Source organism: Rubripirellula reticaptiva (genome assembly GCF_007860175.1).
Lineage (GTDB): Bacteria > Planctomycetota > Planctomycetia > Pirellulales > Pirellulaceae > Rubripirellula > Rubripirellula reticaptiva.
Genome location: NZ_SJPX01000006.1, coordinates 750,031 through 772,810 on the forward strand (window position 1 = coordinate 750,031; position 22,780 = coordinate 772,810).

Here is a 22,780-nt window from a genome sequence, read left to right on the forward strand (position 1 = left end):
CGGCAATCTCTAGGGACACATCCATTGAACCGATTACTAGCCGTGATTCTGTTGCTTGCGGGACTCACAATGCCGGCCGAAAGCGCCAAGCCAAACTTTATCGTCATCTTCACGGACGACCAGGGCTACGCGGACCTCGGTTGTTTCGGAGGTAAGCACGTCAGCACACCTCGCATCGATCAGATGGCGGCGGAAGGGATCAAGCTGACCAGTTTCTATGTAGCGGCTCCTGTTTGCACGCCTTCGCGAGCCGCGTTGATGACGGGCTGTTATCCGAAACGCATTGACATGGCGACGGGTTCCAATTTCGGTGTGTTGCTGGCGGGTGACACGAAGGGCCTCAACCCCGACGAGATCACGATCGCCGAAGTCCTGAAATCGGCGGGCTACAAAACGGGGATGTTTGGCAAATGGCATCTTGGTGATCAGCCCGACTTTCTGCCCACGCGACAAGGATTCGACGAGTACTTTGGCATCCCTTACAGCCACGACATTCACCCATTTCATCCGGCTCAGCAGAGACACAATTTCCCAGCGCTGCCGTTGCTCGAAGGCGACGACGTGATCGAGATGGATCCGGATGCGAACCTACTGACCCGCCGCGTGACGGAGCGTGCCGTGAGTTTCATCAAAGACAACAAGAACCAGCCGTTCTTCTTGTACGTGCCGCATCCGATTCCTCATCGTCCTCTGTATGCTTCCGAGCCGTTCATGCAAGACGTATCCCCAGCGATCAAAGCGAAGCTCGCTAATGAATCCGAAGGCATCGTCGACTACAAGACTCGCGACAAACTGTTTCGCCAAGCAATTAGCGAAATTGATTGGTCGGTAGGGCAAATTCTGGACACGCTGAATTCCGAAGGCATCGACGACAATACTCTGGTCATTTTCACCTCGGACAACGGCCCGGCGGTCGGAAAAGCAAACCCACTGAGAGGAAAAAAGGGACAGACGTATGAGGGTGGCATGCGAGAAGCTACCGTGATCCGCTGGCCCGGAAAACTTGCCGCCGGCATGGTCAACGATCAATTGATGACCACGATGGACTTGTTACCGACGTTCGCAAAATTAGCCGGCGCAGAAGTGCCAGGCGATCGCATCATCGACGGCAAGGATATATGGCCTGTGCTTTCCGGTAACGAAGAGACGCCACACGAAGCGTTCTTCTATCACAAAGGCAATCAGCTAGCGGCAGTGCGCTGCGGCGAATGGAAGCTGCACGCAAACCCAGATGGCAAGCCAACTGAACTGTATAACTTGACCATGGACATCGGCGAAAAGACGAACGTCCTGAAAGAAAATCCAAAGATTGCTCGGCGACTGAAGCGCCACCTCGACGCATTCGCAACGGAGATTGGACAAAACAGTCGTCCGGCGGCGTTTGTGGATAATCCGAAGCCGCTGTCGAAATAGGGTAGCCTCAATCAAGCAATCAACACAAACCTAAGCACAACCATGAAACCATTCGTACTTGTCCTGACCACACTCTTCGTCATGTCAGGACTGATCGCTGCTGAACCTTCGCGCCCCAATGTTGTCCTGATCTTTGCGGACGATCTGGGTTACGGCGATCTTGGTTGCTATGGTGCGACGAAGGTGAAGACACCAAACATTGACCGGCTTGCCAAAGAAGGCCGGCGGTTTACGGACGCCCATTCCGCTTCGGCCGTTTGCACCCCATCACGTTACGGTTTGCTGACCGGCGAGTACCCATCGCGCAAGAACATTTGGGGACCGTGCAGTCACACTCAACCGTTGCTAATCGACACCAGCAAGCTGACCCTTAGCAAGCTTTTCAAAGACAAAGGTTACTCCACCGCGATCGTGGGCAAATGGCACTTGGGCTTCGGATCGGGCCAGACCGACTGGGACAAGCCACTGCGTCCAGGGCCACTTGAACTGGGGTTCGACTACTACTTTGGCGTCCCCAAAGTGAACAGCGGCTTTCCCTATGTGTACGTTGAAAACGATCGCATCGTCGGCTGGGATCCCGCGGATCCGTTGGTATATGGCAAACCGCCATTTTCAAAGACACCGACGTTCCCGCATGAAGCCGGAAACAAAACACCCAACCGTTTCTCGGGTGCTAAGAAGGCGCATGAAATCTACGACGACGAGCGAACAGCAACGCTGCTTGTCGAAAAGAGTGTGAAATGGATCGAAGAGAACAAAGACGATCCGTTCTTTCTGTATTTGCCGACCACCAACATTCACCATCCCTTCTCTCCGGCACCACGGTTCAAAGGGACCAGTGAATGCGGACTCTACGGCGACTTCATTCACGAACTGGACTGGATGGTTGGCGAGGTCATGAACTGCCTAGACAACAATGGCTTGACGGACAACACGCTTGTGATTTTCACCAGTGACAATGGTGGCATGTTCAATACGGGCGGACAAAATGCGTTTAAGGATGGACATCGTCAAAACGGCGATCTGTTGGGCTTCAAATTTGGGATTTGGGAAGGCGGGCACCGAATACCGCTGATCGCCAAGTGGCCAGGCAAAATTAAAGAATCCACAACATCGGATCAGTTGATCTGCAGTATCGACATGCTGGCTTCCTTCGCTGCGCTGACTGAACAGACGATTGAAAAGGAACAGCTGGCGGACAGTGTTAACATGCTTCCTGCACTGCTGGGTGAACCGACATCACCGCTGCGTGACCACGTCGTCCTGTCACCTTTCAAACCCACTCACCTTGCAGTTCGCAAAGGCAAGTGGATGTACATTGACGCGAAAGACTCGGGTGGGTTTGGCAACTCGAAGCCAGGGGCTCACACGTTTTCGGGTGCTGCCGCTGCGGCCCTCGTCGGCAACGTGAACAGCGATTTCACCGCCAAGGGAAAGATCCGTAAAGATGCTCCGCCTGGGCAGCTCTATGATCTCGATGCTGATGTGCTGCAAACGACGAATGTCTACCGCCAACACCCGGACCTGGTCGCAAAGATGAAAGCGATGCTGAAGTCGTACACACCAAAACCAGCTGTGAAGGCTCGCCGTCGACGCGCACAAGACCAATCTCAATGAAACCAGCCAGCGAACCATCGCTGTTGACGCACAGCGATTTCACAGAACGAGAGATAGATCGCCATCCGCTTGGCGTCGGTCGCCGACGCACGCTCGAGCCACTGAATCCCCTCTTGTTGGCGTCCCAATGCGAAGAACAAATCAGCCATCACAACGTCGACATCGGAAACATCCGGATGCGATGCAAGAGGCTTCAAATGATCCAGCGCCGCAGCAACGTCACCTGCGGCGAGTGACTGTTTTGCTGGTTGCAGAACTTCGTCTAAATCCGAATCGGGCTTATCCGGAATCGCCGCAAGCGACTCGCCAGCTTCGATTTGCGAAACGACTTCGCAGCGACCGGAATGACTGCACAGCAACTTCTCATCAGCACCACAACAAGCGATGTGGCTCGCAGAAAAACCGAGGCTTTGAGACCGCTGTACCCTGCCAGACTCATGTACTGACCCATCGCTCGTTAGCTGGACAACGCCACGTTTTCGCGGAAACGTCGAAGAAAAGAGGCATGTAAATGAGTGCGTTACTGGTCAGCTTGCGTCTGTCAAAAAACTGAAAACGCTCGTTGATTCCGAAACAACCGGATATTCCCCAATCGCTTGGGACGATCACCATGAACCGGCACGCCGCCATCTTGCCCTGAAAAGCTTTCCGATCCCCATGATCGTGCGCCGTCTTGCCAGAACGCTGTGCCAAGCGGCCAAGCACTCAGGTAAACTACTGCCTTTCAAACGACTGCCGTTTTTGATCGATGCGCCGGTGTGGCAAAGCACTTAAATCACCCAACAAAGCATCCATCGACAGCAAACCCGTTTTGAACTCCGAAGACGGGTCGCCAAAGTTCTCAATTTCCAGATGGAAACCATCGATGCGAACACGATTCACGCTGATGCTACTGTTCTTCATTCCGCAAGCCGTTTTGTGGTCAGCGGAACCAACGAAACCCAACTTCGTCGTGATCTTTGCCGACGATCTCGGGTACGGTGACATCGGCTGTTACGAGTCGACGGGCGTGTCGACTCCGCATCTAGACGCGTTGGCCAAGGACGGTTTCCGTAGCACTGACTTTTTTGTTCCAGCGAATGTCTGCAGTCCCTCGCGCGCGGCCTTACTGACCGGTCGCTACCCGATGCGATGCGGGTTGCCAGTCGCACGCAACGAAGCGTTTGAAAAATATCAGAACTACGGTTTGGCGTCTGACGAACAGACGATACCTGAATTGCTTGAACCGGCCGGCTATCACTCGTTGATGGTTGGCAAGTGGCACCTCGGCATGGAAGTCAAAGGTTCCCACCCACTCGACGCGGGTTTCGATGAACATCTTGGTATTCCAAGCAACTATTCGAAGGGTCGCGGCCCGAATCACAACACTTTGTACCGAGGCAAACAAATCGAACAGAAGAACGTCGCTTGCGAAGAGTTGACGAAACGGTACACCGACGAAGTCGTCGCGTTCATCGAGCGGCAAGAGGACGCTCCGTTCTTCATCTACGTTTCCCATCACATCGTGCACACTCCCTTGCGTCCCAGCAAAGATTTCGTCGGCACAACCAAGAAAGGCAAGTACGGCGACTTCATCGCAGAACTCGATCACAGCACAGGTCGGATCATGAAAGCGATCCGCGACTCTGGCGTTGATGACAACACGATCGTGGTCTTCACCTCCGACAACGGACCGATCGCACCTGGATCCGCGGGCACGCTCAACGGCGGGAAGTATTGCACCATGGAAGGCGGACACCGCGTTCCCGGAATCTTCCGTTGGCCTGGTCAGATTCCACCTGGGCAAGTTTCAAACACCACACTGACCAGCATGGATTTGTTACCGACCTTCTGTGAACTTGCGGGTGTCGAAACACCCACCGATCGCAAATTCGACGGCCAGAACATCCTTTCGATTCTGCAAGGCAAGACGACTGCCACACCGCATGAATTTCTGTACTACTACAACGGCACGAACTTGCAGGCTGTGCGGCAAGGCGATTGGAAACTGCATCTGCCCCGAACCGGCGCGGACCAACCATTTTGGTCAAAGCCAAACAAAGCAAACAAAGCAAACAAAGCAAACAAGAAAAAGGGATTCGTGACACTCGACAACCCGCTGCTATTCAATTTGCAGAACGACCTTGGCGAGCAAACCAACGTCGCAGCCCAAAATCCCGATGTGGTTGCTCGCTTGCAAACGCAGGCTGATGCGATCCGTGCCGAACTAGGCGATGTGCGAGTCACCGGCAACGATCAGCACGCGATCAATCTAGTCGAACCGCAGGAACGCTAATCGTTGCACCGAACCATTTGCCACAGTGAGCGACCGACGATGCACGTGTTCAATTATCCGAAATCGTCACGAACCACTGCTGCGTACAGTTACTGAGCTAAGATTGCAACCTTACGCCATGACCTTCCCAATGTCGAGAAATGAATCAGCATGACAATGCCAAGACCAGATCGAACGTTCGCATTTTCCGTCGCGGTATCCTTGATGGTTGTTGCATCGACAGCCTCGCAGGCAACAGCGGATGAATCGTGGACGATCGACAGCCAGAGCGATTGGATCGATGCGGTTGCCGTTCAAACCAATTTGGACCTCAAGGATGGGATGGCTACGCCAACGGCAAATTCGGCGATATTCCGCAGCAAGCCGAAGTCGTTCAATGAAAAACGCACTGCTAAATCGATTGTTGTTGCCCAGTCGTCGGTCTGGGAGAACTGGGAACCGACGCCAAACATTGGTCCTCAAAATCTCGCGGATGCCCCGGTCCTGCTCAGACGCGGACCGGACGACTATTGGATGTTCGGCCGATACAGCAGGCCTCGTCCCAGGAAATCAACAAAGGAAGGCAAGTCGTCGCCTGCCGATCCAGCTTTTATTCCCAAAGCAGCGACGCTTGCAGGTTTCGAGATTCCATTACAAACGACGATTTACAAAAATCAGTTTGACGCGCTTGGTGGATTAAAAAAGGGATTGGGCGGTTACCACGCCTGGCAAAGTCGGGACATGGTCAACTGGGTACACCACGGCCCGATCACCGACAGCAAGGGTAAGTGGATGACGACGGCAGAGTTCGCTGACGGCAAAGCGTATTTCTACTACGACTTCCCCAACGATCAGGATCCGCATCTCTACATTGACGACGACCTTACCGACGGCCTACCCGGCAAAAACATGGGGATCGCATTCAAAGATCCTACGCACGGTTCGGATTGCGGTTTCATCCGTGACCTCGATGGAAAGTTCCATGTCATCGCGGAAGACTGGAGCCCGATCAATGCCAAGACCCACGCTTGGGATTCGCCGCTTGCCACCCATGCGATCAGCGCCGATGGAATTAAAGACTTCAATATCCTGGCGCCACCCGTTGATCATCGCACCAAGGCGACCGGAAAAATTGGAACTTACAAGCATCCTCACTGGACCAAAGAAGATCCAGCAAACTACAAAACAAGCATTGCCGAGTACGAAATCCACGAACCCGAGCAAGACGCCTACGGTGACTGGGCAATGATTGCGATCGGCGGGCAATACTATCTGTTTTGCGACTACGATCCAGCATCAGGTGACGGAATGAGTGTCGGACGATTCACGGCGCCGACAATCGATGGTCCATTCACTTGGTGTGGGCACGTCGGCAAAGGCCATCCGGATCCCGACGTGATCTTTGCCGAAGGCAAGTTCTATCTAGCGACCCAACAAAAGTCCGATTTTGTCAGCCCCGGACCATGGGTAGAAAATGTCGAAGTGCGAGTTGGTGTCGACACTAACAATGACAGTTCCATCAACAAATGGACGGATTGGCAAACCGTCAAGGAAACTTACAGCGATGTCCCCGGATTCGCAAAACAGGTCGCAAAAACACCGGCACAGTTGGATCTGTCTGACCTGCCGGCCGGATACGGTTTTCAGTTTGAATTTAAGATCACCGACACGACCGAAAACACGTCCAAGCCAATACTGGATTCCATTCGGATCAGTTTTAGTAACTAGCCAACCGTCCTTTCGCCGGCAAGGCCCCAAGCCGCCATCCGATTTCTCAGTCCTCGAAATTAGCCAATGACCGATGCTCAATCTTCGTTTCTCTCTATTGCTGCTACTTACTCTATCAGTCAGTCACGTTTTCGCGGACGACAAGATCACCGCTTACGAAGATCTGGAATTTGCAAAAGTCCAAACCAACGTGGGCGAGAAGACTCTAAAACTCGACCTCTATCGACCGAAAAATGACGAAGCCTTGCCTGGGATCGTGTTGGTTCACGGCGGCGGTTGGTCAGGTGGAACTAAAGAGTCGTTTCGACCGCTGGCACGCGAGTTGGCGACGGACGACTATGTGGTCATTACCATTGAATATCGTTTGTCAGGCGAGGCGATGTTTCCAAGTGCAGTGGAAGACTGCAAAGCTGCAATTCGCTGGCTTCGTGCTCACGCGGCAGAGTACAAAGTCGATCCCAAGCGAATCGGCGCCGTCGGCGGCTCTGCCGGCGGACATCTAACCGGAATGGTCGCAACGACCGTTGGTAAGTACGACGTGGGCAATCACCTGGATCAGTCAAGCGAACTGCAAGCCGCCGTCTTGCTTGGTGCGGGCGTGGATCAAGTCAAACGGTCCGAGGAATCAGCAAAACCCATTCAAAACTGCGTCGTCTTCTTCGGTGGAACGTTGAATGAAAAACGCGAAATCTATGCCGAGGCGTCGCCCATCACTCACGTCTCGGCAAAGACCTGCCCGATTCTGTTCATGGATGGCGAAAAGGATCGCCCGGGAATGCGCTACGTCGACATTCGCCCTAAGCTTGATCAGTTCGGAATCGACAACGAGTTCATCATGATCCCCGGAGCGAAACATGGCCAATGGAACAAGCAGCCGTTTCGCGAGTTGTATCGAAACGAGTTTCACAAGTTCTTTGACGCAAATCTGAAGTAGCGTTGCTTCGTGCCCGCAACTTTACCGCGGCGCCGATCCTAACGCGAAGAAGCCCAGACGCTGACTGAGCTTTCGCTGGACTGTTTTGATCTCTTTCCCACTTCAAACTTTCTGAGATTCCCAAAACCATCGTGCCGAATCTTCCCTGGACCAATCCGAACCCGTTGATGTTGGCGCCGATGCAGGGGCTTACCAATCGTGCTCTACGGGCAGTCTATGGCGAACTTGCCACACCCGACGTGTTGTTCACCGAGTTTGTCCGAGTACGACCGAATGCCAAGAAGGTGATCGCCGATTCTGACTTTGTCGAAGCGACAACTTCGGTTCCGGGGATCCCGCTTGTGGTGCAAGTCATTGGCTGCGCTGACGACGGAGTGGTCGATGCAGTCAGCGACCTGGTCGCACGTGGTGTCCAGCATATCAACGTCAACATGGGATGCCCGTTCGGACGCATGACATCGGTTCTCGCAGGCGGCGGCATGTTCAAGTATCCCGAGACGGTCTATCCGATGCTCGCCGCAATGCGGCAAATTGTGCCAGGTTCACTCTCGGTCAAAACCCGACTTGGCATCGACGACCAACGCGAAGTTTTTTCGGTCTTGGATGCGTTCGAAAAAGCAAGCGTTGACTTCCTGGTCGTTCACTCACGCACGGTAAAACAAAAATACAAAGGCGAAGCTGATCACGATCTGTCGCGCGAGATTGTCCTGGCTGCCGCGATGCCCGTCATTGCAAACGGAGACATCCGATCGGTCGAGGACGCCCAACGTGTGATGAAGCAAACGGGTGCCGCAGGATTGATGCTAGGACGAGGTGCGATCGCCGATCACAAAATATTCGATCGCATCCGAAGCCGAGAACCGGGCAATCCATCAGCGGAAGCCAGACAACAAGAGGTGACAGAGCGTTTGCGGCGGCTACTTGATGGATACGAAGACATCTTTCACGGTGACGCTCAGGTGATGGTGAAATTTAAAGAGGTCCTCGCGCATATAGAGGCTCCTGAACTTGACCGTTTGAAGAAACGATTAAAAAAAGCAAGCTCCTGCATGACTCTTCGGCAACAGTTGCAAGCAATCTGAATGCGAATGAGGTAGCAGAGTTGGCTCGAACTGTGGGCCAAACGCAAATCGCTGACAGGACGCTCAAATTGCGGATCGAACACCGGCCGATAGACGTTCCATCATTTGCCACGAGATTTGACGATTGCTCGGATTGCGAGAATGCCACTCTCCGGCTTCCTCCTTGCCGAAAAGTTCGCCGAGCGGACTTCATTGCGGGTGGCACAAATCCGTGCAGTGCAACCTGCTTTCCGTTCGAGCGATTCAATCAACCAAATCACCACTGGCCGATAACCAAGCAATCGCTCTCGCGTTGGACGATCGTACGCAAATTTCCCCGCCACTTTGATCCAATCAAGCATCCATGTTTTCCTTTCTCACCCAGTGAAACTTGTCCGCCGACAATGTCTGTTCGCCATCCCAGCGATATGCGACCAGCTTACCGCCTTTGGCCACGCTGTAGTCCGTGCAGGCAACATTGCTAGCCAGTGGCGACGGCGTACCGGTCAGCCAATAGTGACCAAAGAACACGGGCGATGCATCCCGCGGATAAGTTTGAAACGATGCTAAATCAGAATCAACAATTCTGACATCCGGAACTTCATCACTGCCAAGATGGTGCTGGCGATAGCTTCGGCCAACACCGTTTTCGTACCACTTGATACGAACAGAACCGCGCTGTTGTCCTGCCCTGTCGACGATCGAGTGCCCAGCCGGCAATTGCAACTCGGGTCCCTTTAACACATTCTCGATTGCAAGATTCAGGTCGCTATCAGAGTCTTCTGCCAACGTTAGAAAATCAGGCGTGAATTGTCCACTGGTTGCAATCGCACGGTTGATACAATCGATCCCCTGTGTCTGCCACGACGCATGAGCAACACGGATTGCACCAATGTCAATCGCGACGGGAAGCGTCTTGAACCAATCAACGGTATCCACGATCTCTTTGGTTGAAAGCTGGTTCAAAGTCGCCTGATGCTGTTTCAAATTCTTGACAGAATGAGGCCGAAACCATCCGTCATGTTTTCCCGCCCGCCGAGTGTGAAACGCGATCGCGTTGTATTCGTGATTCCCCATCACGGCCAACGCGTCCCCGGCGTCCACCATCGCACGAACAATCGCAATCACTTCGCCGATTGCTGGTCCGCGATCGACAAAGTCGCCGACGAAAACAGCCTTTCGATTGGCACACCGAAACCCGTTGCCATTGCGCGAGTAACCAAGGTCAAACAGCAGAGCTTTCAATTGATCCGCGTGCCCATGGATATCACCAATGATGTCGAAGGATATTCGCCGATTGGTTACTATCAAAACTCGAATCCCATTTACGTCGCAGCAAGCATCGATCGCAAGAAATCTCGCCAACGTCAACTGACATCGAATACGCTATCGTTCCGGTGGTTGTATTCTTGTCGTTCGAAAGAGTCAACTTATCCGAGAACCGTTGGCATCTTGTTCGCGCAGCCTCAAAGCGACAGATTCATGTGGGTCACAATGCGCAGGGTGAGCGAGCGATTGACATCAGTATTCACGCAAGGGATTCTTTATGATCTGGCTGGACCGGTTACCGTTGTTCCTCTTTATCGTGGCGGCGCTAACGCTAGGACTGGCACCGTTTGTCCCCGAGCCGCACATTTGGGAAAAACTCAAGATGTTGGCTGGCGGTACCCTCAGCCGGCCGATCGACGTCTTCGATCTGCTGCTGCATGCGACGCCGTGGTTGTTGCTAACCGCTAAAATCGCCCGCATGCTGATGCAGCAAAATGATGCCTGAATGATGGATTTACGTTGCTGCTTCCGCGTCACCGACAACGTCGCACAATCAGAAAAAACACCTCTCAGTGTGTCAAAGATCGAAAACCGGTCGCGTTTTGTACTTTGTATTGTAGAGGAACCTATGCCGAAGATACCAATGCCGGAAACGAGCGAAAGTCTGCTGATTCGCGTCCACAATCCCGCAACCGCGACAATCGCTTCAGAAACGACAAGCCGATGGCTACACTTCGATCACGCAGCAAAAAATTGATCGAGTCAAGAACTTCTTCCAGACAGGGCATTCGATGCTGCTTGTTTCAAGTGCTCAGGTCGCTTCGATGCCGGAACTGAGCGAGTAGTCCTTTGTCGCAAGCCGATGTGTAAGTTACTGATTCGCAAAACACCAGCGTGCGACACGTCTCGGCCCAATCGTCAAGACACGCCCCTACGAAACCGTCCGCCAGACATGCAAGCGACTGCTACTTTGCGTGTGGCTTCTTAAACCTCAGCAGATAATTCTCCTCGAATGATTTGACTGGAACTTCATCGATAAAATCGAAACCTGCCGCAACCACCTCAGCTTGAAATACTTCCTTCCCTGCCCGCATGTGGCCAATCAGGAACTCTCGCGTTACACCCGGGATTCGGTTGAAGTCGACCAGTACCAATCGGCCACCTGGCTTTAGAGCTCGAAAGATCGAGGCCAATGATTGTTGCGGGCTTTCAAAGTGATGATACGTGTCACAGATGAAGACCAGATCAACCGAATCGGGTGGCAAGCGAATCGAAACATCCGTCCCCAAAACCGTGGTCAGATTTTCAATTCCGTCAGCGGTCGCTCGCATGGCGATGTGTTGCAAAAACTTTGGTGCGATATCAACGCTGTAAACCCATCCATCCCAACCAGTCTTCTTGGCAAACAGGCGACTGTAGAACCCCGTGCCCGCACCAACATCGGCGATCCGTTGTCCCGGTTGAATGTCACACGCCGCCATGACGTCTTCACGAGCGGCGTAGACCTCTCGGCTCTCGACCTCGAACTTCTCTAACCATTCATCAACCTTCAAATCAGGACTTTTGAAGTTGTCGTTGATACCGGCCGGCGGTGTCTTCAACGCTGCCGGCGCCTCCTGACTCCACGTCGACGTATTGGATACAAAGGCCAGGACACAAAGAGTAACTGAGAAAAAGCACTTCATTTCGATACTTCCATTGTTGTGGTTTTGGTTCTATTTAGAATTCCGTCTTCCATTTCGTACGTCGTGTCAAAGACATCCAATGATCGATGATCGTGTGTGACGACAATTACACCAGCCCCCTGTTCGTGAGCAACTTTGGCGAATAACTCCATCACCTGTCGCCCGCGCTGACCATCGAGCGCCGCGGTGGGTTCGTCAGCAAGAATCACACTCGGGCTGTTGGCCAGCGACCGGGCAACAGCAATCCTCTGCTGCTGGCCGCCGGACAGCATGGACGGATAGTTGGCGGCGCGATCGGCCACGCCTAAGTAATCTAGTAACTCCATCGCTCGGCGATATGACGCTCGCTTCGATTGCCCGTTGAGCTGCATCGCGATTTGCACGTTTTCGACAGCGGTCAAGAAGGGAATCAAATTCGATTTCTGAAAAATAAACCCAATGTGCCGGCGACGGAAGGATCGTAAGTTTGCATGAGCCGTCGCACCATCAAGAACTAACTTGTCACCAATCGTAATCTGTCCCGAAGTTGGCGGATTGATCAAACCAACGGCAGTAAGAAAAGTCGATTTCCCGCTGCCGCTAGGCCCAAGTAATGCGACGACTTCGCCTTGGGCAACCTGCATCGAGGCATCCCGCATCGCTACCACTTCGGTGTTCCCGCTGCCGTAGATTTTAGTCAACTTTGCTGCTTCGATCGCAATGGGTTTTGATTCCGTCGTCATGCCAGAGCCTCGTTCGGCGACACTTTCATCGCTTTCCAAATCCCGAGCAAACTGGAAACCACTGAAATCCCAATCACGATTCCCGCCAGTTGAATTAAATCAGCATCCGCCAAGATGACGCGTCTTGGAAAAAGCGGGAAAAGCTGTTGCCCCACCAGATACGCAATACCAAATCCGACCACCCCCAAAATCAAAGCCTGTTGCAAGATCAGACCGAGGATCACCGTGTTGGGAGCGCCAATCAGTTTCAATAAGGCGATCGAATGGATTTTGTCGAGAGTCAAGGTATACAAGATTAACGCCATGATGATCGCCGCGATCACGGTTAGCAGAACTCGAAACAAACCAATTTGCCGTCGCACCCGTTCAACGCTGCCTTTTAGCAACAACTCTCGTTCACCTTCCTTAGTGAACACAGAAACATCACCCCAACCAGAAATCGTTTCCACGGCTTGGTCAATGTTCGCACCGGGGGACATCGTCACCATCACGGCACTGATTTGCGGCCGTGCCACACCAGGCAATTCAGACGAGGGGCGAGCTGCGTTCTCCAGAATCATCGGCTGCTGAATTCCCAACTCGAATTCGGCGCCGCGTCCTTCCCTTGCCGCTCGTTCCAATCGTACGGCTTCACCGGGCGTGTCGAATTGAATGGCTTGCGCGTCGCTGACCGTGAACATCGCGATGCCATCACCACTTGAACTGATCATGTTGTTGGTGATCCCCACGACGGAGTAGGTTTCCTTGCCGAGTTTAATTTGCTCACCCAAACCAAGTCCGAGCGTCTTGTCGGCGATCATTTCGTAATGCGCTTGGCGGAGCGGTCGACCGGCATTCAGTTCAACCCAGTCCCCCTTATCCAACGGCCAACTCAAACCAAGCACGGCGATACGAAGCGGCTTACCATCACGCTCGCGTTGGATCGTGTGGTAGACAAATTCACGTGACGACTTTACTCCGGGCACCGCTGCGGCCCGATACACCAAGTTCGATGGTACTCGCGACAATTCGGCAAATGGTCCGCGAGTACTTCTTTGAACGATCCACAAATCGGCATCCACGCGTTCAATCAGTAACGTTGCGTCTTCGACGACGCCGCGGTAGATGCCCCCCATTCCCATCACGACCATCAACAACATTCCAATGCCGACGGTGGTCAGCACGAAACGCCCGAGGCTTTGACGGATGTCCCTGATCGCAAGGTTCATATCTCCGTTTCCAATCGAACCGTCACCGTCTGATCGTCTCGCAGGATGGCACCGGGTTTCGCAGGCCTGATGACAACGTCGCCTGCGCTTAGACCATCGGTGACCTCGACTGCGTCACGACTGCGCAGCCCCAATTTGACTGGCTGCCATTTCGCGTGACCACCGGACAAAACAAACACACCTTCGGCTCCGTTGCGGCGCTGCACCAGCCTAGCAGGTAATGTAACAGCGTTACTAACCTGCTCGACTCGGATAAAAGCCTCCGCTCGCTGTCCAACCGCCCAGTTCGTCGGCAGTTCATGCACTCTCACGTCGACGAGAAACTCGCGCGTCTCACGGTCCGCTTCACGACCAAGCCTGGCAACACTGCCTGGGAACGACTCATAAGGCTGAGACCGGAAAACGATTCTCGCGGGCTGATCGGTTTTCAAACGAGCCATTTCTGTTTCGTCAACCCACGCACTGATCCAAACTTCATCCATGGAGATCAGCGTCAAGATAGAACTTCCGGGAACCGCAATGTCACCCGGTTCTCGATTACGACGGATGACCAGTCCGTCGAAGGGAGCCACGATCTTCGTGTCCTGCAAACGAGCACGGTGATACTGCAAGGTCTTCTCAGCCGCTACAAGCTCCTTCTGGCCTTCGGCAATTGCTGCCTCCGCGCTTCCGATCCCCGCTTCAGCAACCGCTAAGCCTTCGGTCGCCTTGTCGGCCTCTTCGGGACTGGCGGCATTCTGGCGGGTCAACTGCTGCAACCGCGCGTTATTCCTTCGAGCTTGTTCGTAAACGGCTTCAGAACGTTCTTTGTCGCTGCTGAGCCTCGTGACCGCAGCAGATGCCGCGTTGACGTTGGCCTCGGCAATCTCGACTTGCTGTTGCAACTCCGCGTCGTCAAGCTGAACTAGCAAGTCGCCCACCTTGACCAAATCACCTTGATCCGCGTTCAAAGCCTCGATTCGCCCGGAAATCTTTGGCGAAATCGTCGCGGAAACACGAGCTTCCAAAGTACCCGTGCCCATGGCCTCGGATACGAGATCGCCTTTTGTCACCTCGTGCGACAATACAGCGACGGGTGCAAACCGAAACCAGTAAACCGCTACCGCGATCAACGCGACAAAGACAACGATCTTTGTCAATGTTCTAAACAAACGCACAAACGCTCCCGCAATTTTTGACACAACTTTTCGCCGCACAGCATTTCGCGAGCGTGACCACCGCAAACAGCAGACGATTTCACGCAGCGAATCTCGTCACGATTTTCAGACTGTCCTACAGGTACACCGAAGGTTTGGACGACGTTCGCGACACCTCTTTCGCTCTAAGTGGTCGCCAAGCAAGCACAATCACCACGAAACGCTTGAACGGCAATTTCGTTTTTGCGCTCACTCCGTCACTTGTTCGTACGTTGCCGGAATACGATACCGGTCGCTGTAGGTGTGAACGCGGTTAGTTGGTTTGCCATCAAGCGTGACCAGCGGATGACCGGCGTCGACCCACTTTAAGATGCTGCCCTTATAGTTTTTCACTTTCACGCCTTTGCCAGCCAGCAGCTTTGCGTAGGCTCCGCTGCGACCGCCAATAGTGCAGTAAGGAATCACCAACCGATCAGCGTACAAGTTTGTGTCTTTTTCATACTGAGCTTTCGTAATCGCACCAGGAATCACAGAGACTCTTTGTTCCGCGTCGCTGCGGACATCAACAACGACAAAACTGGCCTGCGGGATTTCCGCCGAAGACTCTTTGGCTTTGAGTTCAGCTTGGGATTGGCTTTCCAGCATCTTGTGCAATTCGTCGGTTTCGATGGTTTCAATGTTCGGGCCGCCAAACAGACCGCCAAATTGGGCTGATGCAATTGGAGTTTCAGCAATCAGACAAAGGGCGAACGCAATCAGTATCAGAATTTGTTTTAAAGTCATCGTCGTTTTCGGTTTCTTACGTTGTGAGTAAACAGTGACAGCACGAATTCTAACCGTTTGGCAGTTCAACCCAAAACCAACCTCGCAATTCGCCTTCCTTGAAACCAGTCGCCTGGTCATTCGGATAAAGCTTGGCGAGCTGCTCTTGAATCACGGGCGAGATTTGTGAGGTTGGCCCGTGGCACATCAAGCATTGACCTTGCAACTTGATCGGCAGCAAAGCGGCCGCGTGACCATTAGTTAGACTGACAAAATGTGCGGTGTCCGTCTTCGCGTCGGTTAACGCAGTAGCCCAAGCAGGCGCCGCATTGTCGGGATTGCGTAGACGCACGCCAGTCCGACCAATTTTCAGCCCCTGTTCTGAGCCCACGTCGCTTGCGATTTTAGGAGCTTCTTTCTGGCACACCGAGATAGCAGCGACGGGGCCTTGAGCGCCCATCGTTTCCATCAACCGGCCCGATAGCTGAGTGAACAACGCCTCCTTGGCTTTCAGCATGCGGTCAATCTGATCCTGAGTCGGCTCTTCACCGTCAGCGATCGCGACTTCGGGATTCGAGACGTCGATGGCAACCGTTGAATTGTCCGATGACGAACAACCACCAACGATCAAGCCGACCAACATTGCAGTGATCGAAAATTGTGTTCTGAAGTGAGTTTGAATCATTGTTCGGATTCCTTTCGAGTCAAAATGTAGGCCAGTTCGTGCATTCCGCTCGGGTGCTCGACACGTTCTGCTGCTGCGACTGGGTCATCGGGCCACTGCCAGGTTGGTTCTTCGAATAGACGTCGCATGGCTGAAATGTCGCATGTGAATGGAGGGCCGCCAGCCTTATCTGACTGCATAAAACAAGCAAACAGTTTTCCGCCGGGACGGAGCCAGCATGCCATTAACTGTTGGTAAGTTTCCCACTGGCTCGGATCAATCGCGCACAAACTGGTTTGTTCGTAGATCGCGTCAAATGACTTCGATTGACAGAACGCAAATACGTCGGTTTGCACCACGTTCGCTTGCAATCCACGTCGATCTAACTCTTTTTCGAGCGACTGCACAGCAGCATCGGCAAAGTCAACTGCCGTGACGGTAAAGCCCGCTTCTGCAAACGCGATCACTTCGTGTCCACGTCCACAACCGGGGACAAGAATCTCGCACGGCTGCAGATCGCCGGATTCCACCCAACGTGACAGAATGGGACTCGGCCGTCCACGGTCCCAACCGGTCATGGCGTTGTCATAGCGATGTTGCCAATCCGCATTGGATAGTTGCCCATGATCTCGACAACACGCCCCACACCGCCTCGTCGAACTGATACTACTTTCCATCCGTTCGAGTTCCGTTTGGGAAATCAGGCAGGGTGTAAGGAGTGTGGATCTCTTCCATGCCATTCTTCAAGAATCGGCTGACCAGCTTTGCGTGTTCTTGCACAAGCATCACGACGTAGGGATCGTCTGACTGATAAACCACCTTCATCCCCTTGTCCGTTTCCTCATACGCAAGCGTGTAGTCGTCAGCATGCTCGATCAGCTCAACAAAAATCGGATGGAACGTCATCGGAGGCAGAGGCTTGTTCCCGAGCACGCGGTCTTCCATCGCGGGAACGTGCTCTTTGATCATGTTCGCGATCGCCTCGTCATCCGATTCCGTGACTGCCTCGGCGCCATCCGACAAGTTGGTGACGGTGCGTTTGATTTTGTCCTTGTCGGCGAACATTGCGTGCAAAGTCGTCATGTCGCCTTGCATACCCTGCATCGCTCCGGGCCCTCGTCCCATTCCCATTCCACGCCCCATTCCCATCCCCATTCCTTGTCCGGCTGGGCCATGACTTTGTTCTTCATCTCCGGCGTCAACTTCGTTTGCCGGCGCGACGTTTGCAACAGCGGCAGACGCCGATTGTGAAATCGGTAGATACACGTAGCCGTCCGCTTGAAGATTCACGACAGCTGTCAAAGCCGACACGGCGGTTTTGACGCTGTCATCAACCTCGCTGGGCGTTGAACCTTCGGAAAGAAGTGACTGACCGCAAACGTACAGTTCGACTCCGGATTGACTGAGCTGTTGCAGCAGTTTCAAGTTCGGATTGCCATCCGTTTTGAACTTCGCCGAATAGGCGTCCGAGTTTAGAACCGACAACGTTGCACCGCCGTGAAAGACCACAGCGATTTTCACGTCGGCCGGTTCCGCGCCGCCGCCCGCGTAGATATTCAGGTACTTCGCGACTCGCTCGATCCCCGCATTCAAACGGTTCGCGTCACTGCTGCTAGTCAAATCGATCAGCAACTTTGACCACGCGCGTGGTTGCTGCACAGCGTCCGGCAATTGAACCACACCACCATGGTTGGCGATCACAGGGTACCGAAGCTCGCTCGACTGGGCTGGCTTATCGTTCGCAGCAACATGCGACTCCATCCCCCGGCCTTGTCCAAAACGAGGCCCGCGACCTCCGCCGAATCCGAGCCCGCGACCACCACCAAAACCTTGGCCGCGTCCTTGCCCGGTCTGAGCTAACGTAATTGTCGGCTCGACAACAAGTAAGCCGACGACAAGAAAGACGAACAATAAGATTGTGCGACTCATGAAACAGATCCTTCAGCAAGTTTAATCGTGGTAATCGGTCAGTTCAAAGATGTTCAAACGTATCAGGCGTCGGTCGACATGTGCTGGGCAATGTATGCCGGTTCGCCCATTCGTTCGAGCAGGTCAAGCTGTAACTCCAACCAACCAACATGCCCCTCTTCGTCGATTGCGATTCGTTCAAAGAGTTGCCGTGTCCCGATATCTCGTGCTTCACCCGCTTGCATGGATGCTGTCGTATAAAAGTCGACCGCTTCTTTTTCATCTGCGAGATCCGTTTCAAACATCTGCTTTAGCGTCGTTGCGCGCACAGGCGTTTTTTCGAGATTCAAACTTGGCTCGGCATTGAGGAAGAGCAGACGCACCAGAAACTCTTCGGAATGCCCGAGTTCCTCTTGCAACTCTTCGCGCATCTTAGTTGCCAATTTCCCCATGCCCCACTCGTCCAGCACGCAAGCGTGCAGTTGATATTGGTGCATCGCGGTAAGCTCCATCGACAAGGCTCGTTGGAGATTCTGAATCGTATCGTTCTGTGTCATAGCAAGTCATCAATCAGTAAGAGGTTAACTTCGGAACGGGCAAATTAAAGAACATCGCTCAATCACACGATCGTGTGTTTTTAAGCTGAACAAGATCGTCGTCAATTTCGGTAGGTGAAACCTACCTAGACATTTACGGCCGGCTGAGATTTCACAGTGGCGAGCCCAGCTTCTTTCCAGGCCATGTAGCCACCCGTCAGATTGACCACCTTTTTGAAACCGGCGGCTTGCAGGACACTTGCCGCGATCGCCGAACGAGCACCACTGCGGCACTGAACAACCAACTTTTTGTCTCGAGACAGTTCGTCCAGGCACTTCGACAAACGTCCGAGAAAGCAATGTTCAGCTTCTTCGATGTGCCCTTCTTTCCATTCTTCATCCGAGCGAACATCAAGCAGCTTCACGTCGCCGGCTTCGATACTGTGCGATAGGTCCACAGGTGTGCCAGACAAGTACACTTCGGTTGCCAATCCGCGCGATTGAACTTCGCGTGCGTCAAACCCGCCAGCGATATGCTCGACGCCAATTTTATGCAAAACTCGCGCCGCTTCCTCGATCTGGTCTGGTTCGCAAATCAGATACGTCGGGCGGTCATAGTCAACTAACCAACCCGCCCACGCCGCAAGCATCGGCAAAGGAATGTTGATCGTTCCCGGCACATGTCCAGCACCGAACTTTGATGATGGCGATAGATCCACGACGGTTCCGGACCCAACGGCCGCTGCCAGTTCAGTAACAGCGAGCAGCTTGTGATGATGTCCAGCCCCCAAAATCCGCGGGCCTTCCTTGTTGACTTTCTTCATCACAGCAAAATACTTTGGCGCCTCTGGTTGGTCCGCCAAAATGTAGCGAACAAACTGGTCTTCGTCGTTGAACTGCAGCGCCGGGTTGAACCGTTTTTCGTAGCCGACGGTGGACGATGGAATTGCGCCTAACCCTTTTCCGCAGGCACTTCCGGCTCCGTGCGCTGGCCAAACTTGCAAGTAATCGGGCAAGGACTTGAATCGCTCGGCTGATTTGAAAAGGTCGCGAGCGCCCGGATCTGCTGTACCCGTCAATCCCGCAGCTTCTTCGAGCAAATCCGGCCGACCGATTGATCCAACAAACACAAAGTCACCCGTGAAGATCCCCATCGGTTCGTCGGCGCCACCCCCTTGATCCGTCAACACAAACGAAATGCTCTCTGGCGTATGCCCGGGTGTGTGCATGACGTCGAAACGAATCTTGCCAATCATGAAGTGATCGCCATCATGAAGAAGATCATTGTCATAGCCATCCAAGTACAAGTACTTCCACTCGGCCGACCCTTCGTCAGAAACGTACAGCTTTGCGTTGACTCGATCGGCTAGCTCGCGTGCGCCCGAAACATAGTCAGCATGAATATGCGTCTCGGCAACGGCGATGATCCTGACACCCTCTTTTTCAGCCATGCGAAGGTATTGTTCGATATCGCGACCGGGATCGACAATTACCGCTTCGTTGGCTCGTTGACAACCAACCATGTAGGACGCGTGGGCGAGTTTATCGTCGTAGAAGTACTTCAATAACATTTTGATTGTCCGTTGATTTGGGGGTAGTGGCTGACAATGCGAAGGGCATGCCAAGTTGGAGAGTTACAGAACCACTGTTTTGAAAATCACAAAGATCGCGACAAACACGACCGCGATCGAAAAGGTTTTTTGCAGTGTTGGTCCCTTAAGTCGCTTGGCGACGATGCCGCCCAGCCACATTCCAATGAAACCACCCGCCATGAATTGCAACGTCGTTTCAAGCGACAACTCGCCACCACCGACGATATGTGATGCTACGCCGCTGATGCTGACCAGAACGATGACAAACAGAGATGTCCCAACTGCTTGGTGAATCGCCATCCCGCTGAAGATCACCAGTGCGGGAACGATCACAAAGCCACCACCGACGCCGAACATTCCCGACAGCACGCCCATCATTAACCCGACGACCACAAGCAGACGTGCACACTTGGACGTCAATCGCAGCTTGCCATCAGCGTCGCGTTGGCAGGCACTTCGATCTGGCCCTGGTTCGCTTTCCGTCGTGCAAACTCCGCTCGGAATGTTTGGATTGCAAGCCTTGGACCACATCCGCTGTGCGACCACAAACATCAATACCGCGAACATCACCAACAACACTGTCTCGGGAACAAGCTTCGAAAGGTAGGAACCGACAGGCGCGCCCAGCATGCCGGCGACTGCAAACAGCAATCCCGTTCGCAGTTCAACCTCGCCACGGATCAGTCTTGGCACCGCGCCAAACAAGGCGGTACCACCAACGGAGGCCAATGAGATTCCCACAGCCTCGCGGGGCGCAACCGCCAGCCCGTAAACAAGCAACGGCACCGCAAAAATACCGCCACCGCCACCGGTCAATCCCAATGCGAATCCAACGACAGTCCCGAACAAGATGGCTAGGCCGAGCATGAGCTGCCACAGCCTCCGTCGCCGCACTGGTTCCAGGGCATCTTTGCGATCATCGACGCCATCGGACACAAACCCGTCAAGCCGGCAAACATCAACCCACAGCCAACGAAGGCCGAGAGTCCAACGAAGTAGGGATGAACAAGATAGGCAAGCACGACGCCGAGCACCGTCAGGAATCCGGCAGCGATCTGCACTTGCTGCATCAATGGAAACGACTTCTTGCCACGAACGACTGGCAGATTCGCGCTGTCCCAGGCCGTCGTGCCGCCCTCGACGTTAACAACATTATCGAAGCCAGCGTCGATAAACTTCTTGCACGCCTGCGCCGACCGGTTTCCACTGCGGCAGATCACGTACAGAGGGAGACTGGCCGATCCGTTCCGGGCCGCCATGACAGCCTTGGGATCCAGCGAATCCAGAGGGACGCTACGCGCACAATCGGCATGCACCTCGCGAAACTCGGTAGGCATCCGGACATCAATCAAATCAATTTGCTCGTTCTCTTGCTTCGCTGCTAATTCCTTGACACCAATCGTCTTCATTCGAAACTCCCCGTTTTGGAAAACCCTGCCACCCAAAACCCCGCTACCTCGCAAGGTTCCGATATATTTGTGTAAATGTTTGGATCGTTTCCGATCCGGCTTCAACTCAGTTCAACAAACTCACGTTTCCATCAAGGCAAGAATCGACTTTCAATGCATGCCATCAACGGAACCAGATGTGGCTCGGCGACCTGATAGTAAACGTTTCGGCCCTCACGCTGACTGACCAGAAAACCGCACCGCTGTAACAGTCTCAGTTGCTCGGATCCAACGTTGTCTTGAATCTGACAATCCTCGGCAATTTCGCCAACCGTGTATCGCCCGTGCAGCAATAACTGCACAATCCGCAACCGGACTGGGTGGGCAAGTGCTTTCAAACACTCAGCCGCAGCAGCAAAATCCTGGATCTGCCCTGGTGGCTTCGCTAGTTCATTTGATTTCATTTCTGCGTTCATGTCGTTCACCCAAGCCTCGTCACAACATAATATCGGAACCTAACGATATGTCAATGAGTGTTTCTGCAAGTTTCTACCCTTTCAGATCCGTGAGCCGTCGCAGCCAGACAGCCAGTTTGCATTCACAGCAACGAGTGCAGCGCAGGACACAATCTGTCCAACAGATGGAAAGTGGCTGTCCAAGAAAGCCACCATCATCCACCTGTCTGCGTCAATGAAGCAAAAACGGCGGTGGCACAACTCTTGCTTCCCCAACCTGGGTTGGAACCATCGACTGCGGTGATGTTCCTTTCCGATGGATTCGGCCTATGGATATGGCGAGGCGCAAGATGTCTAACCCGTTGCTAAACTACGATCACACAAAACAACGGATCGCCACGAGCTTTTCGCAAGATGCTACTAGCCGTCCATTCTCGGGCTCTCCTTC

Annotated in this window: 22 protein-coding genes; 7 read left to right on the forward strand and 15 right to left on the reverse strand. The window is 53.5% G+C overall.

The window, feature by feature from the left end; translation table 11 throughout:
• Window positions 1-24 precede the first annotated feature (24 nt).
• A complete protein-coding gene (locus Poly59_RS28450; protein ID WP_246152004.1) occupies window positions 25-1,413 on the forward strand; it encodes a sulfatase family protein in 1,389 nt (462 codons plus the stop codon).
• A 42-nt stretch (window positions 1,414-1,455) separates the two neighbouring features.
• Complete coding sequence (locus Poly59_RS28455; protein ID WP_146537440.1) at window positions 1,456-3,030, forward strand: sulfatase family protein; 1,575 nt, start codon at window positions 1,456-1,458, stop codon at window positions 3,028-3,030.
• Here the strand turns inward: Poly59_RS28455 and Poly59_RS28460 are convergent.
• Window positions 3,024-3,389, reverse strand: a complete 366-nt coding sequence (locus Poly59_RS28460) for a tetratricopeptide repeat protein (RefSeq protein WP_146537441.1) — start codon at window positions 3,387-3,389, stop codon at window positions 3,024-3,026. The genes Poly59_RS28455 and Poly59_RS28460 overlap by 7 nt on opposite strands.
• A gap of 506 nt (window positions 3,390-3,895) precedes the next feature.
• On the opposite strand from Poly59_RS28460, the gene Poly59_RS28465 reads away from it, so the two are divergent.
• The 4 genes from Poly59_RS28465 (at window position 3,896) to Poly59_RS28480 (ending at window position 9,028) form a co-directional block, all read left to right on the forward strand.
• A complete protein-coding gene (locus tag Poly59_RS28465) occupies window positions 3,896-5,305 on the forward strand; it encodes a sulfatase family protein (protein ID WP_146537442.1) in 1,410 nt (469 codons plus the stop codon).
• A 150-nt stretch (window positions 5,306-5,455) separates the two neighbouring features.
• On the forward strand, window positions 5,456-7,012 hold the full coding sequence (locus Poly59_RS28470) for a glycoside hydrolase family protein (RefSeq protein ID WP_246152005.1): 1,557 nt from the start codon (window positions 5,456-5,458) through the stop codon (window positions 7,010-7,012).
• 73 nt (window positions 7,013-7,085) lie between these two features.
• Complete coding sequence (locus Poly59_RS28475; RefSeq protein WP_146537443.1) at window positions 7,086-7,946, forward strand: alpha/beta hydrolase; 861 nt, start codon at window positions 7,086-7,088, stop codon at window positions 7,944-7,946.
• A 131-nt stretch (window positions 7,947-8,077) separates the two neighbouring features.
• Entirely contained in the window at window positions 8,078-9,028 is a 951-nt protein-coding gene (locus Poly59_RS28480; protein WP_146537444.1) for a tRNA dihydrouridine synthase, read from the forward strand.
• A 333-nt stretch (window positions 9,029-9,361) separates the two neighbouring features.
• On the opposite strand, the gene Poly59_RS28490 is transcribed toward Poly59_RS28480, so the two are convergent.
• Complete coding sequence (locus tag Poly59_RS28490; protein WP_246152006.1) at window positions 9,362-10,318, reverse strand: metallophosphoesterase; 957 nt, start codon at window positions 10,316-10,318, stop codon at window positions 9,362-9,364.
• Between the two features lie 235 nt (window positions 10,319-10,553).
• On the opposite strand from Poly59_RS28490, the gene Poly59_RS28495 reads away from it, so the two are divergent.
• Window positions 10,554-10,781 carry an RND transporter gene (locus Poly59_RS28495; protein ID WP_146537445.1) on the forward strand — a complete coding sequence of 76 codons (228 nt, stop codon included), beginning with the start codon at window positions 10,554-10,556 and terminating at the stop codon, window positions 10,779-10,781.
• 460 nt (window positions 10,782-11,241) lie between these two features.
• On the opposite strand, the gene Poly59_RS28500 is transcribed toward Poly59_RS28495, so the two are convergent.
• From Poly59_RS28500 to Poly59_RS28560, 13 genes are all read right to left on the reverse strand, one after another.
• Window positions 11,242-11,961 (reverse strand): class I SAM-dependent methyltransferase, encoded by a 720-nt coding sequence (locus tag Poly59_RS28500; RefSeq protein ID WP_146537446.1) that lies wholly within the window; start codon window positions 11,959-11,961, stop codon window positions 11,242-11,244.
• The gene (locus tag Poly59_RS28505) at window positions 11,958-12,683 is read right to left on the reverse strand and encodes an ABC transporter ATP-binding protein (protein WP_146537447.1); all 726 of its coding nucleotides are present in this window, start codon (window positions 12,681-12,683) and stop codon (window positions 11,958-11,960) included. The genes Poly59_RS28500 and Poly59_RS28505 overlap by 4 nt, the downstream gene beginning before the upstream one ends.
• The gene (locus Poly59_RS28510) at window positions 12,680-13,891 is read right to left on the reverse strand and encodes an ABC transporter permease (RefSeq protein WP_146537448.1); all 1,212 of its coding nucleotides are present in this window, start codon (window positions 13,889-13,891) and stop codon (window positions 12,680-12,682) included. The genes Poly59_RS28505 and Poly59_RS28510 overlap by 4 nt, the downstream gene beginning before the upstream one ends.
• Window positions 13,888-15,048: an efflux RND transporter periplasmic adaptor subunit gene (locus Poly59_RS28515; RefSeq protein ID WP_146537600.1), complete on the reverse strand. Its 1,161-nt coding sequence runs from the start codon at window positions 15,046-15,048 to the stop codon at window positions 13,888-13,890. Before Poly59_RS28515 ends, Poly59_RS28510 begins: the two co-directional genes overlap by 4 nt.
• A gap of 228 nt (window positions 15,049-15,276) precedes the next feature.
• Window positions 15,277-15,810 carry a rhodanese-like domain-containing protein gene (locus tag Poly59_RS28520; RefSeq protein WP_146537449.1) on the reverse strand — a complete coding sequence of 178 codons (534 nt, stop codon included), beginning with the start codon at window positions 15,808-15,810 and terminating at the stop codon, window positions 15,277-15,279.
• A 49-nt stretch (window positions 15,811-15,859) separates the two neighbouring features.
• Window positions 15,860-16,474: a c-type heme family protein gene (locus tag Poly59_RS28525; RefSeq protein WP_246152007.1), complete on the reverse strand. Its 615-nt coding sequence runs from the start codon at window positions 16,472-16,474 to the stop codon at window positions 15,860-15,862.
• A complete protein-coding gene (locus Poly59_RS28530; RefSeq protein WP_146537450.1) occupies window positions 16,471-17,130 on the reverse strand; it encodes a methyltransferase domain-containing protein in 660 nt (219 codons plus the stop codon). Before Poly59_RS28530 ends, Poly59_RS28525 begins: the two co-directional genes overlap by 4 nt.
• Window positions 17,120-18,382 (reverse strand): DsrE family protein, encoded by a 1,263-nt coding sequence (locus tag Poly59_RS28535; RefSeq protein WP_146537451.1) that lies wholly within the window; start codon window positions 18,380-18,382, stop codon window positions 17,120-17,122. The genes Poly59_RS28530 and Poly59_RS28535 overlap by 11 nt, the downstream gene beginning before the upstream one ends.
• Before the next feature lie 62 nt (window positions 18,383-18,444).
• Window positions 18,445-18,918: a bacterioferritin gene (locus tag Poly59_RS28540; protein ID WP_146537452.1), complete on the reverse strand. Its 474-nt coding sequence runs from the start codon at window positions 18,916-18,918 to the stop codon at window positions 18,445-18,447.
• Between the two features lie 125 nt (window positions 18,919-19,043).
• Window positions 19,044-20,468 carry an MBL fold metallo-hydrolase gene (locus Poly59_RS28545; RefSeq protein WP_146537453.1) on the reverse strand — a complete coding sequence of 475 codons (1,425 nt, stop codon included), beginning with the start codon at window positions 20,466-20,468 and terminating at the stop codon, window positions 19,044-19,046.
• 63 nt (window positions 20,469-20,531) lie between these two features.
• Window positions 20,532-21,356 (reverse strand): sulfite exporter TauE/SafE family protein, encoded by an 825-nt coding sequence (locus Poly59_RS28550; protein WP_146537454.1) that lies wholly within the window; start codon window positions 21,354-21,356, stop codon window positions 20,532-20,534.
• Window positions 21,344-21,898, reverse strand: a complete 555-nt coding sequence (locus tag Poly59_RS28555) for a rhodanese-like domain-containing protein (RefSeq protein WP_146537455.1) — start codon at window positions 21,896-21,898, stop codon at window positions 21,344-21,346. Before Poly59_RS28555 ends, Poly59_RS28550 begins: the two co-directional genes overlap by 13 nt.
• Before the next feature lie 131 nt (window positions 21,899-22,029).
• Window positions 22,030-22,341, reverse strand: coding sequence for an ArsR/SmtB family transcription factor (locus tag Poly59_RS28560; RefSeq protein WP_390621532.1), 312 nt, complete (start codon window positions 22,339-22,341; stop codon window positions 22,030-22,032).
• Between the last annotated feature and the right edge of the window lie 439 nt (window positions 22,342-22,780).

Bases quoted from the DNA above. Each gene is read 5' to 3' on its own strand.
- Poly59_RS28550 (WP_146537454.1), bottom strand. From the start codon at position 21,356: ATGCTCGGCCTAGCCATCTTGTTCGGGACTGTCGTTGGATTCGCATTG.
- Poly59_RS28520 (WP_146537449.1), bottom strand. From the start codon at position 15,810: ATGACTTTAAAACAAATTCTGATACTGATTGCGTTCGCCCTTTGTCTG.
- Poly59_RS28525 (WP_246152007.1), bottom strand. From the start codon at position 16,474: ATGATTCAAACTCACTTCAGAACACAATTTTCGATCACTGCAATGTTG.
- Poly59_RS28540 (WP_146537452.1), bottom strand. From the start codon at position 18,918: ATGACACAGAACGATACGATTCAGAATCTCCAACGAGCCTTGTCGATG.
- Poly59_RS28530 (WP_146537450.1), bottom strand. From the start codon at position 17,130: ATGGAAAGTAGTATCAGTTCGACGAGGCGGTGTGGGGCGTGTTGTCGA.
- Poly59_RS28475 (WP_146537443.1), top strand. From the start codon at position 7,086: ATGCTCAATCTTCGTTTCTCTCTATTGCTGCTACTTACTCTATCAGTC.
- Poly59_RS28535 (WP_146537451.1), bottom strand. From the start codon at position 18,382: ATGAGTCGCACAATCTTATTGTTCGTCTTTCTTGTCGTCGGCTTACTT.
- Poly59_RS28465 (WP_146537442.1), top strand. From the start codon at position 3,896: ATGCGAACACGATTCACGCTGATGCTACTGTTCTTCATTCCGCAAGCC.
- Poly59_RS28510 (WP_146537448.1), bottom strand. From the start codon at position 13,891: ATGAACCTTGCGATCAGGGACATCCGTCAAAGCCTCGGGCGTTTCGTG.
- Poly59_RS28500 (WP_146537446.1), bottom strand. From the start codon at position 11,961: ATGAAGTGCTTTTTCTCAGTTACTCTTTGTGTCCTGGCCTTTGTATCC.
- Poly59_RS28545 (WP_146537453.1), bottom strand. From the start codon at position 20,468: ATGTTATTGAAGTACTTCTACGACGATAAACTCGCCCACGCGTCCTAC.
- Poly59_RS28455 (WP_146537440.1), top strand. From the start codon at position 1,456: ATGAAACCATTCGTACTTGTCCTGACCACACTCTTCGTCATGTCAGGA.
- Poly59_RS28505 (WP_146537447.1), bottom strand. From the start codon at position 12,683: ATGACGACGGAATCAAAACCCATTGCGATCGAAGCAGCAAAGTTGACT.
- Poly59_RS28560 (WP_390621532.1), bottom strand. From the start codon at position 22,341: ATGAAATCAAATGAACTAGCGAAGCCACCAGGGCAGATCCAGGATTTT.
- Poly59_RS28555 (WP_146537455.1), bottom strand. From the start codon at position 21,898: ATGAAGACGATTGGTGTCAAGGAATTAGCAGCGAAGCAAGAGAACGAG.
- Poly59_RS28470 (WP_246152005.1), top strand. From the start codon at position 5,456: ATGACAATGCCAAGACCAGATCGAACGTTCGCATTTTCCGTCGCGGTA.
- Poly59_RS28495 (WP_146537445.1), top strand. From the start codon at position 10,554: ATGATCTGGCTGGACCGGTTACCGTTGTTCCTCTTTATCGTGGCGGCG.